At 41.1% G+C, this 11586-nt stretch carries 7 protein-coding genes; 5 read left to right on the top strand and 2 right to left on the bottom strand.

Annotation, left to right across the window (positions count from 1 at the left end; genetic code table 11):
• The first annotated feature begins 168 nt into the window (after window positions 1–168).
• The 3 genes from V5739_RS15555 to glgB all read left to right on the top strand — a co-directional run bounded on the left by V5739_RS15555 (window position 169) and on the right by glgB (window position 8330).
• On the top strand, window positions 169–2148 hold the full coding sequence (locus V5739_RS15555; RefSeq protein WP_423818925.1) for an alpha-1,4-glucan--maltose-1-phosphate maltosyltransferase: 1980 nt from the start codon (window positions 169–171) through the stop codon (window positions 2146–2148).
• Window positions 2149–2162: 14 nt separating this feature from the next.
• Window positions 2163–5462: a maltose alpha-D-glucosyltransferase gene (gene treS / locus V5739_RS15550; protein WP_423818924.1), complete on the top strand. Its 3300-nt coding sequence runs from the start codon at window positions 2163–2165 to the stop codon at window positions 5460–5462.
• Window positions 5463–6344: 882 nt separating this feature from the next.
• Entirely contained in the window at window positions 6345–8330 is a 1986-nt protein-coding gene (gene glgB, locus V5739_RS15545; RefSeq protein ID WP_423820499.1) for a 1,4-alpha-glucan branching protein GlgB, read from the top strand.
• A gap of 285 nt (window positions 8331–8615) precedes the next feature.
• Here the strand turns inward: glgB and V5739_RS15540 are convergent, their stop codons facing one another.
• Complete coding sequence (locus V5739_RS15540; protein WP_423818923.1) at window positions 8616–9200, bottom strand: T9SS type A sorting domain-containing protein; 585 nt, start codon at window positions 9198–9200, stop codon at window positions 8616–8618.
• A gap of 219 nt (window positions 9201–9419) precedes the next feature.
• On the opposite strand from V5739_RS15540, the gene V5739_RS15535 reads away from it, so the two are divergent.
• On the top strand, window positions 9420–10298 hold the full coding sequence (locus tag V5739_RS15535; RefSeq protein ID WP_345598533.1) for an AraC family transcriptional regulator: 879 nt from the start codon (window positions 9420–9422) through the stop codon (window positions 10296–10298).
• A gap of 173 nt (window positions 10299–10471) precedes the next feature.
• Complete coding sequence (locus V5739_RS15530; RefSeq protein ID WP_423818922.1) at window positions 10472–10885, top strand: OsmC family protein; 414 nt, start codon at window positions 10472–10474, stop codon at window positions 10883–10885.
• 8 nt (window positions 10886–10893) lie between these two features.
• Here V5739_RS15530 and V5739_RS15525 read toward each other — a convergent pair whose 3' ends face one another.
• Window positions 10894–11577: an N-formylglutamate amidohydrolase gene (locus V5739_RS15525; RefSeq protein WP_423818921.1), complete on the bottom strand. Its 684-nt coding sequence runs from the start codon at window positions 11575–11577 to the stop codon at window positions 10894–10896.
• Between the last annotated feature and the right edge of the window lie 9 nt (window positions 11578–11586).

The following is an 11586-nucleotide window of genomic DNA, read 5'->3' as shown; positions in this document are numbered from 1 at the left end:
AATACACTCAAAGCTAAGAAGGATAAAATGGAAGATTTAATGTTTAATAGTTTTTTAACTAAGGGTGTGCATATACTTACCTAAATTTAAGTGTTTTAGAATGCAGACAGACCCGAAATCACTGGCATTTCGGGAAATAATCAACCATTTATCCAATAAAATCACCCTATGAAAATTAATGGTCATAAGCGAGTTAGTATTAGAAATGTAAAACCCCAAATTGACTGTGGAAAATACCCTATAAAAAGAGTTGTAGACGAAGACATTAAAATTGAAGCCGACATCTTTGGAGATGGTCATGACAAGGTGGATGCTGTGCTTCTTTTTCGCAAGAAAAAGAAAGGCCGGGGTCGTGAGAAAAAATGGCAGGAACAGCCTATGATCTTTGAGGGCAACGACCACTGGAGCTCAACCTTTGCTTTGGGAGAGACCGGAGATTATGAATATACCATAGAATCATGGGTAGATCATTTTTTAACCTGGCAGGATGGTCTTAAGAAAAAAGCCGCCGCTAATCAAAATCTGAAAACTGAGTTACTTATAGGAGCCGAACTTATGGAAGAAGCCCTTCCCCGAGCCTCTGCACCCAATAAAAAGAAGCTGAAAGAATGGATTGAGCTCTTGCGGGATGAAGAGCATGAGCAAAGAGCGGTTTCTGAGGCTTTAAGCGACTCAGCTTCAAAAGCAATGTATGAATCAAGAGATCGCGACAAAGCTTTTCCATACGACAAAACTTTGGAGGTAAGAGTAGAAAGAAAAAAAGCCCTCTTTAGCGCATGGTATGAATTCTTTCCAAGATCGGCATCTCCCGAAAAAGGTAAGCACGGGACTTTCAGGGATTGTGAGAACATACTTCCTGAAGTGTCAAAAATGGGATTTGACACTATCTATTTTCCGCCAATCCACCCAATAGGACGCAGCCACCGTAAAGGCCTTAATAATGCTACGGAAGCCGAGGAAGGAGATCCCGGCTCACCCTGGGCTATTGGAGCCAAAGAAGGTGGTCATAAAGCCATTCATCCCGAATTGGGAACTATGGAAGATTTTACCCGACTGGTAAAAAAGGCTAAAGATATGGGGATTGAAATAGCACTAGATTTTGCAATACAGTGTTCCCCAGACCATCCTTATGTAAAAGATCATCCACAATGGTTTAAATGGAGGCCTGATGGTACAGTACAATATGCCGAAAATCCGCCGAAGAAATACCAGGATGTACTGCCGGTAAATTTCGAAACAGAAGACTGGGAGAACCTTTGGGATGAATTAAAAAGTATTGTAGAATTCTGGATTGATAAAGGCGTAACGGTCTTTAGAGTTGATAATCCGCACACCAAGACCTTTCCTTTCTGGGAATGGTGCATAAGCGAAATCAACAAAGACCACGAGGGAATAATTTTTCTTGCCGAAGCTTTTACACGGCCCAGAGTTATGGAAGAACTGGCAAAAATAGGCTTTAACCAGTCTTATACGTATTTCACCTGGAGAAATACCAAAGAAGAATTTGAGGAATATCTCACCGAACTCACCAAGACTGAAGTAAGGGAATACTACAGGCCCAACTTCTGGCCCAACACGCCTGATATTCTTCCTATTTCCCTGGAGCACAAAGAGGAGCCTTCTTTCCTTATAAGGCTTATCCTGGCAGCAACAATGTCTTCTAATTACGGTCTCTATGGACCCGTCTTTGAATTCGGACTCAATGAGCCCTATCCCGGAAAAGAAGAATATGTTCATTCCGAAAAGTACCAGATCTACCACTGGGACTGGCACCGGAACACCCGTATCAAGGAGATGATAAGCATCCTGAACAGGATAAGAAATGAGAACGAGGCACTGCAAACCACCTGGAACATAGAATTCTGTAAAACAGATAATGATCAATTGATCTCTTATTCAAAGGTTGATAAAGATGGCAACAATAAATTAATCATTGTAGTCAATCTCGACCCGCACCATACACAATCTGGCTGGGTAGAAGTACCTCTCGAAAGGCTGGAAATAGGTGATCATGACTCCTATTCGGTGAAAGACCTATTAACAGGAGCCAGTTATATATGGCAGGACGCATGGAATTACGTAGAACTGCATCCAAGAGCCATTCCCGCACATATTTTAAAAGTTGAAACTAAGAAACCAATACAGTAAAAAGATATAAACAAATGATCAAACCACTGCAAGCGAGCGATCAGGAAACCTGGTATAAAGATGCTATTATTTACGAACTACATATTAAAGCTTTTTTTGATAGCAATGGCGACGGCATAGGAGATTTTGAAGGTCTCCTGCAAAAGCTGGACTACCTGGAAGACCTGGGGGTCACCGCAATATGGCTGTTACCCTTTTATCCTTCTCCCCTTCGGGATGATGGTTATGACATAGCCGATTATTACAGTATCAATCCTTCTTACGGAGATCTCGATACTTTTAAAAAATTGATAGATGAAGCCCATGAGCGCGGATTAAAGATCATCACCGAGCTGGTAATTAATCACACCTCAGACCAGCACCCCTGGTTTCAGAAAGCACGCCATGCTCCCGTAGGTTCTCCCGAAAGAGATTATTACGTATGGACCGATGATCCTACCAAATATAAGGACACCCGAATCATTTTTACAGATACCGAACCTTCTAACTGGACCTGGGATCCTGTTGCTCAACAATATTTCTGGCACCGTTTCTTCAGTCATCAACCAGATTTAAATTTTGACAACCCAAAAGTACAGCAGGAAGTTTTTGATGTACTGGACTTCTGGTTTGACCTGGGAGTAGATGGCTTCAGGCTTGATGCCGTGCCTTATCTTTTTGAAAGAGAAGGAACAAACTGTGAAAACCTGCCGGAGACCCATGAATTTCTTCAGAAGCTAAGGGCACATGTAGATAACAAATATGAAAATAAACTTCTGCTTGCAGAGGCAAACATGTGGCCCGAAGATTCGGCGGCATATTTTGGAGAGGGCAATGAGTGTCATATGAACTACCACTTCCCTATTATGCCCAGGATGTTTATGTCGGTTAAAATGGAAGACAGGTATCCTATCATGGATATAATTGACCAGACTCCCGAAATTCCGGAGAACTGCCAGTGGGCCATTTTTCTTCGGAATCACGATGAATTGACCCTGGAGATGGTTACCGATGAAGAAAGAGATTACATGTACAAGGTCTACACTAAAGACCCGCAGGCAAAGATCAATGTTGGGATACGCCACAGGCTGGCTCCCCTGCTTGAAAACAATCGCAACAAGATAGAGTTGATGAATGTACTGCTGTTCTCCCTTCCCGGTACCCCAGTGATCTATTACGGAGACGAGATAGGGATGGGTGATAACTATTACCTGGGAGATCGCGATGGGGTGAGAACACCCATGCAATGGTCATCTGACCGAAATGCAGGGTTCTCACAGGCAAATCCACATAAGCTTTACCTTCCGGTTATTATAGATCCGGCATACAAATATGAATCTATAAATGTAGAGACCGAACAGATGAACTCTTCTTCATTGTTATGGTGGATGAAGAGGATCATTAGCATGAGAAAAAAATATAAGGCCTTTGGACGTGGCGATATTAATTTCCTTTCTCCGAGTAATGCCAAGATCATAGCTTACACCAGAACCTTTGAAGATGAAGACATTCTTGTTTTAGGAAATCTTTCCCGTTTCCCGCAGGCAGCAGAGTTAGACCTGGAAGCTTATGAAGGTTATATTCCCGTAGAGGTTTTTAGTCACAATAAGTTTCCAAGAATTACCGAGCATCCTTACCTGTTTACCATGGCACCTCACGGTTACTACTGGTTCCAGTTACAAAAAGAGGAAGGCCATGTAGCACAATCGGAAACACCGGCTTTGAGCATTGATAATTGGGAGCAACTTCTAAATAATAAGACCAAAACCAAATTAGAACAAAATATACTTCCCGGGTACCTCAACACCTGTCGCTGGTTTGGGGGAAAATCAAGAGTTATTCAGAATATCACTGTAGTGAATAAAGTAGATATTCCTGTAAAAGATGTACCGTCCACTCTCATAACTATTGAAGTAAGTTATAATGACGGACTTCCCGAGGTTTATCAGCTGCCACTCAGTTTTATGAGTGAAACTTTAGAAGATGCATACAAGGAAATTCCGGGTAAAGGAATTATTGCAAAACTTAAGATAGACGGGGAAGAAGGTTATCTTTTTGATTCGGTTTACAGCGAGAACTTCAGAAATGTACTCTTCAGAAATATTAAAAAAGGAAGAAAACTTAATAGTGGGCGTGGTAACCTGGTATTCTATCACAGTGAAGATCAATTTGATGCTGAAGCAGAAAAGGTTCATTCCAAGATCCTTAATGCAGAGCAAAGTAACACCTCGCTTATTTTTGACAACAGGTATTTTTTAAAGTTGTACAGGAAACTTGATAACACCATTAATCCAGACCTGGAGATTACCCGATATCTTACTGAAAAAACAGAATACAAGAATTCTCCCAGATTTGTTGGAGCAATTGAATACAAACCCGACCCCAAGAACATTATCGTGTTGGGTATGATGCAAGATCTGGTACCAAACCAGGGTGATGCCTGGGATTATACAAAGGATGCCTTAAACCGCTTTTTTGACAGGGTACTCACCTTGCCAAAAGACCAGGAGTACGAACCAATAGCGCATACGCTTAGTCCGCTCTCCTACCAGGATCTTTCAGAAAACATGAAAGAATTACTGGGGGCTGTTTTTCCCGAAAGAATGTTCCTGCTGGGGCAGAGAACCGCCGAGATGCATAAAGCACTGGCAGCAAACCCTATGGAAGTAGATTTTGAGCCCGAACCCTTCTCTTTACACTACCAGAGATCATTATTCTCCTCATTACAATCCCTTACACGAAATGCTTTCCAAAACCTTCAGAAGAGTATTAAAACCCTTCCGAAGCATATTCAGGAGGAAGCACAGGAAGTACTGGATATGAAAGCAGAAGTGCTTAGCACCTTCAAAAAAGTCTACGATCACAAAATTCCTATAATGAAAATAAGGACTCACGGCGATTACCATCTGGGCCAGGTTCTATGGACAGGTAAAGACTTTGTTATAATTGATTTTGAAGGAGAACCAGCCAGGTCTTTTAGTGAAAGAAGATTAAAACGTTCTCCGCTGCGCGATGTAGCCGGAATGGTTCGCTCCTTTCATTACGCTGCCTATAGCAGTATAATGGAATCTGAAATTGACGATCATAACAAAGAAGGAGAATTAGACACATGGGCCGATAACTGGTATTATGTGGTCACCAAAATTTTTCTGGAAGGTTATTATAAGCATGTTGGGGAAAATGATTTCATACCACCAGACAAGGATGATACAGAGATCCTCATGCAGATCTTCCTGCTTGAAAAAGCAATCTATGAGATGAACTACGAACTAAACAACCGGCCAGACTGGGTCTTGATCCCGCTTAGGGGAATTAAATCATGCATAAAACAATAAATCATGGCTAAAAAAGAAAGTAATAAAAAAGATATTGATAAAAATATTTCAGGCACCGGAAAAGCTCCGAAAGGCCCTGTAGACAAGGGCAAAAAATCTGCTGAAGAATCGGGAGACGTAAAAGGGCCTAAAGGTGTAGGTAAAAAAACTTCAAAGAAAACAGAGCCTAAAAAAACCTCTTCAGGAAAGTCGGCTTCAAAAAAAGAAGTAACCAGCAAAAAGGCTTCAGGTAAAGCTGAAGCTTCTGAAAAAAAGTCGACAAAATTGAATACAGGTTTGCCGAAGACAAAGATGCCCGATGCAGATGCCGCGGCCAATCCGAAGCCAAAAAAACAGGCTGGAAAAACTTCCGCAGAAAAGAAAAAATCGGGAACTACTTCTAAACCTGCCAAATTCCAGAAGCCTCTAACCGATGAGCAGGTACCCGATGTTGCCGCCCCTGCAACCAAAGTAACCACTACGCCCCAGGAAAATCCCGAGAAAAAGACCGGCACTAAAAAACCAGCTGATAAAAAAACAAATAAGAAAAAAGCGGATTTAAAAACCGGAGAAAAACAAGCAGAAAAGAAGCCGGTAAAGAAGATGTCCCGGCAGAAAAAAATTGAAGGAATTAGTGCGGAAGAAAAAATGAAGTTGCCTAACACCTCCCCTTCTGAAGATCTTAAAGACGCAGCAAAAGAAACTGCCGATACTATAAAAAAGAAGGTCACTCCTAAAGAAAGCACCAAAAACGACCTCGAAAAAATGGCTAAAGATCTTCTCCCTGATGCTGAAGATATCGAAAACATGAAAGATGCAGCAGGCAGTTTTGCCGAAAAGCTCATTCCTAAAGCCGAAAAAGCAAAGAAAAAAGTAGAGGAAATCATACCCGATAAAGAGGAAATGATGGCGGCTGCACAAAAAGCCAAAAAACAAGTAGAAGATCTTACCACCGATAAGAAAGAAGAACAGAAATCATCTTCAGACAAGCCGGTAGAAGCCACTTTACTTACTGAATTTGATATTCACCTGTTCCGGGAAGGGAAACACTACCACCTTTACAACAAGTTGGGATCACATCTTATGGAGTACATGGGTACCGAAGGCGTTTATTTCGGGGTTTGGGCCCCCAATGCCGAAAAAGTTGCGGTAGTGGGAGATTTCAACAATTGGGACAGGGAATCCAACCCCATGAAAGCCCGTTGGGATGGTTCCGGGATATGGGAAGTGTTTATCCCGGGTGCCAAAAAGGGCAGTTTGTACAAGTATTTTATCAGGTCTAACAATGGCTATGAAGCCGATAAAGGAGACCCTTTCGCTTTTCAATGGGAAACCCCGCCGAATACAGCTTCTGTGGTATGGGACCTTGAGAACACCTGGAAAGATAAGGTCTGGATGAAAGACAGGCAGAAAAAAGAAGGCAAGCCACAACCAATGTCGGTTTACGAGTTGCACCTGGGATCCTGGAAACGTGTTCCCGAAGATGGGCTTCGTTCTCTTACATATTTAGAACTGGCCGAGCAACTTCCAAAGTATATCAAAGAAATGGGATTCACACACGTAGAATTCATGCCCGTGATGGAGCATCCTTTCTTTGGTTCGTGGGGTTACCAGATCACCGGCTACTTCGCTCCTTCCAGCCGCTTTGGTACTCCGCAGGAATTTATGCAGCTTATTGACAGTCTTCACCAGGCAGGAATTGGAGTGATCCTCGATTGGGTTCCCTCCCACTTCCCTTCAGACTTGCATGGTTTGCACTATTTTGACGGCACCTATCTCTATGAACATGCCGATCCTAAAAAAGGTTTCCACCCCGACTGGCAGAGCTACATCTTTAATTACGGCCGTAATGAGGTGCGCTCGTTCCTTATAAGTAACGCGATATTCTGGCTGGATAAGTTTCATGCCGATGGGCTGCGTGTAGATGCCGTGGCCTCTATGTTATATTTAGACTATTCGAGAAAAGAAGGCGAATGGGAACCCAATGAACACGGCGGAAATGAAAACCTGGAAGCGATAAGTTTTCTGAAAGAATTTAATGAGGTAGTTTATAAGGAATTTCCTGATGCCGTTACCATTGCTGAAGAATCTACAGCCTGGCCCATGGTTTCAAAACCTACCTATATAGGAGGCCTTGGCTTTGGGATGAAATGGATGATGGGTTGGATGCACGATACCCTGAAATATTTTAGTGAAGACCCTATCAATAGAAAATACCACCAAAATACCATCACTTTCAGTTCGAATTACGCTTTTACTGAAAACTTCATGCTACCCCTGTCACATGATGAGGTGGTGTATGGAAAACAGGCTATTCTCAATAAAATGCCGGGAGATGAGTGGAACAAATTTGCCAACCTTCGTACTCTATATGCGTATATGTACGCCCACCCCGGAACGAAACTCCTCTTTATGGGTGCAGAATTTGGCCAAACCACCGAGTGGGATCACGATTCCAGCCTTGCGTGGCATTTAACCAATGAGAATTATCACCGTCAAATCCAGGAGACCTTTAAAGAACTCAACAAGCTGTACAAAAAGGAACCTGCACTGTACGAAAAAGCTTTTTCACATGAAGGGTTTGAATGGGTAGATATTAAAGATGAAGAGAATAGTATTATTAGCTTTTTAAGAAAAGGCAATGATCCTAAAGACAACATTCTCGTAGTGTGTAATTTCACACCATTACCCCGTGAAAATTACCGGATTGGAGTTGAAAAAGCAGGAAAATGGAAAGAGATCTTTAATAGTGATGATAACAGGTTTGGCGGTAGTAACGTGAAGAACGATGGAGAGATAGCAAGTACAGAACTGTCAGCCCACGGGCAAGATAACTCCCTATCCCTCACCATACCACCAATGGGTGTTATCTACCTGAAAAAGGCTTAAGAAAGTCTTCATATTCGTAAATTTCTCCGGGGCAAGCCCACGGAGCATTATATAGGAGAACACGTTTTCAGACTTTAAACATTTACTAACGAGGCAAGCCTCGGAGTATTTACCCCCTTAGAGTAAATTTCTCCGGGGCAAGCCCACGGAGCATTATATAGGAGAACACGTTTTCAGACTTTAAACATTTACTAACGAGGCAAGCCTCGGGGTATTTACCCTCCTAGAATAAACAAAACTGCCCCGGGAAATCCCGGGGCAGTTTTTATAAGTAGTGATTGATCCTTAATTAATAACTACTTTTTTAGTAAACTCTTCTTCTCCACTGTAAAGTTTTACAAAATACTCTCCCGATGGAACTCTTGAGAAATCAAGAGACTTTTGGAAATCCTTACCAGAAGCTTTGACAGTGGCCAGGATCACTCCAGAACCATCTTCAACGGTCATATTCAAAGGCTGCTTGTCGGGGTTTGATATGTAAACATTAAGAACTTCTTCGTGAGTTCGAAAATGGGGCTTCCCTATTGTAGAAGAACTTCCAAGGATTTTTACCCCTTCAGAAGATTTCTGGATCTTCCATGTTTTTGTCGCTAACCTTTTATCCACCTTTAAAAAGTAGATCCCCTGCGGCACCATCTCAAGGTACAGCCTCTTATTATACTTTCCACCTCTTACCAGGTCATCTTTGTAAAGCGTTACGCCATATTGATCTTCAAATAAAATAACCGTTCCCTGATTCAAATTAGAAAGGTCTACTAACAAAGTTTGCTCTCCATTTAATCTTACCTCCTCCTCTTTTTCCATATCACCTGCATAAGAAAAGGTGGAAAGGAAAAAAACAATTACTGCAATGTTTTTTAGCTTTTTCATAATTTTCATCGTTTTAGTTAATAGATTAGATATTACACAACAAACATAATCGCTTATCTCCTTTGCAAATAGATCAAAATTGGCACAAAAGTGTTCAAAATTGATATTAATAAGACTCACTAAAACGTTATAGGTTAAATATGCACCTATAGCGGGTAATTTTGCAGAAGTAGAATATTTTCACTCACATTAAATTTCATTCAAACTTTACTCCTATTTATGAATATTAATGTAAAACCTGAACTGGAAAAAATTGAACCTGCTTTTGGAAGTTCTATTTTGTATAGAACCTATAATAAGAACCACCAAAACAGGAAACATACTTTTTGGCATTATCATCCCGAAATAGAACTGGTTTACGTGAATAGAGGATCAGGAAAAAGACAAATTGGAAGTCACATCTCCTACTATCGTGACGGGGATCTTATGTTAATAGGTTCAAATCTTCCGCACTGTGGCTTTACAGATGGGCTTACAGGTAACGAGAACGAAACCGTGATACAGATGAAACCCGATTTTTTGGGAAATAGTTTTTTCGAACTTCCCGAAATGAAGAACATAAAAGCACTTTTTGAAAAGGCAACCATGGGAATTGTCTATTATGGGGAGTCAAAAAAGGATATTGGAGAGAAAATGGAATCTCTTGAAAATAAACCTCCCTTTCAACGCCTTCTTGGACTTCTTGAAATTTTACACCTAATGGAAAATTCTACTGAATATTCTGTGCTGAATGCAAAGGGGTTCCTTTTGGAAACCGAATTACAGGATAATCACAGGATCAACAATATATTCAATTTTGTAAAAGAAGAATTTCAACGTCCTATTAGTCTTGAAGAGGTTGCCGGCAAGGTAAGTATGACTGTACCGGCTTTCTGCAGGTATTTTAAAAAAATTACCGGTAAAACATTTACCCAATTTGTAAACGAGTACCGGTTGGTACATGCTGCCAAGTTACTTCATGAGAAACAGGTAAGCATAACCGAAGTATGTTTTGAAAGCGGATTCAATAATTTTAGTCATTTCAATAAGCAGTTCAAAAAGTTTACGGGAAAATCTCCTTCGCATTACAGAAATGAACTTAAAGTAGTTTTAACCTGATTGCAGGCTAATTCTTAGTTAGAAAATTGTATCTTCAAAAGTCCTGGAATAGTTATAGAAAAGAACATCATTATCATGGGCCGTTTCAACAAAGTAAGTGAAAGAACATAGCAGTAAACATGTTCGCTACTCCTTTGTTACAAATATGAAATCACTTAAAAACCAAACCAAGTATGAAAAGAAAAGCAACAGCCGTATGGAACGGCACGATCAAAGAAGGAAAAGGAAATTTATCTACCCAAAGTCAGGTACTGCAAAAAACTCCCTATTCCTTTCACACCCGGTTTGAAGATGAAAAAGGAACAAATCCTGAAGAGCTTATTGGAGCTGCACATGCCGGCTGTTTTACCATGCAGCTTTCGGCCAATCTTAGTAAAGAAGTATTTAATCCGGTTGAACTTGAAACAAAATGTGAGATCACCTTTGAGGATGGAACCATTAAAAAGTCTCACCTAATTCTCACAGCAAAAGTACCCGGCATCTCGCAGGATAAATTTAATGAGCTCGTAAAGCACGCTAAAGAAAATTGTCCTGTTTCCAAACTGCTTAATACAGAAATCACCCTGGACTCTACCCTCAACGGTTAAGAGGCCAATCATGACATCAATCTGGAAAGCGCTTCAAAAATGACATTTTTGAAGCGCTTTTCCATTTTATTCTTTTGAACAAACTTTTGATTAACCTCCAGCTCAATGCCCAAATATTGCTGCGGAAATTTTTGGCGGAGGTAAGTAGTAAATCCGTCATCAATCCCCAAATAGGGATAATTGAATCTTACCCGCAAATTTTCATTCTGCTGAAGAAGACTTTCTTCAAATCTTTCACAGAATTTCACTTCACTCTTACGGGCGGAATCAAAGAGCAGGCCAATATCAGCATTTCTTACCTCCCCGTTGAGTTCTGGCGTAAAAGTATGAACCGAAATATGTACAATTTCTTTGCCTGCAGAAATAAGATCGCCAATCCTGCTTTCAATATAAGTCCGGTATGGGATATAAAAATCTTCCAGAATCTGCTCTTTTTGAGCCTCCTGAAGTTGGGCTGTAAATTCTGAAAAAAGCTGCGGATGGCCCAGCGAACGGTTAGGTTCCACCAAAAGCCTGCTTATCATATATTCCTGCCTAAAAACTGCCAGAGGCGAAAGCTCCTGGAATAGATCTAATGCTCCGGGATCATAACCCCGGTGCGTCTCCAGCACTTCCTGCGCTTCTGAAAACAGTTGTTCATATTCCTGCGGAATTTCATTTCCGGCGTGTTCACAGGTTAGTACAAGGTTCAAAGCTTAGTT

The organism is Salinimicrobium sp. TIG7-5_MAKvit (assembly GCF_049569215.1).
Lineage (GTDB): Bacteria > Bacteroidota > Bacteroidia > Flavobacteriales > Flavobacteriaceae > Salinimicrobium > Salinimicrobium profundisediminis.
Note: the sequence above shows the minus strand (reverse complement) of the source record. Positions and strands in the feature narration are given on the sequence as shown.

Bases quoted from the DNA above. Each gene is read 5' to 3' on its own strand.
- V5739_RS15555 (WP_423818925.1), top strand. From the start codon at position 169: ATGAAAATTAATGGTCATAAGCGAGTTAGTATTAGAAATGTAAAACCC.
- treS (WP_423818924.1), top strand. From the start codon at position 2,163: ATGATCAAACCACTGCAAGCGAGCGATCAGGAAACCTGGTATAAAGAT.
- glgB (WP_423820499.1), top strand. From the start codon at position 6,345: ATGATGGCGGCTGCACAAAAAGCCAAAAAACAAGTAGAAGATCTTACC.
- V5739_RS15540 (WP_423818923.1), bottom strand. From the start codon at position 9,200: ATGAAAAAGCTAAAAAACATTGCAGTAATTGTTTTTTTCCTTTCCACC.
- V5739_RS15535 (WP_345598533.1), top strand. From the start codon at position 9,420: ATGAATATTAATGTAAAACCTGAACTGGAAAAAATTGAACCTGCTTTT.
- V5739_RS15530 (WP_423818922.1), top strand. From the start codon at position 10,472: ATGAAAAGAAAAGCAACAGCCGTATGGAACGGCACGATCAAAGAAGGA.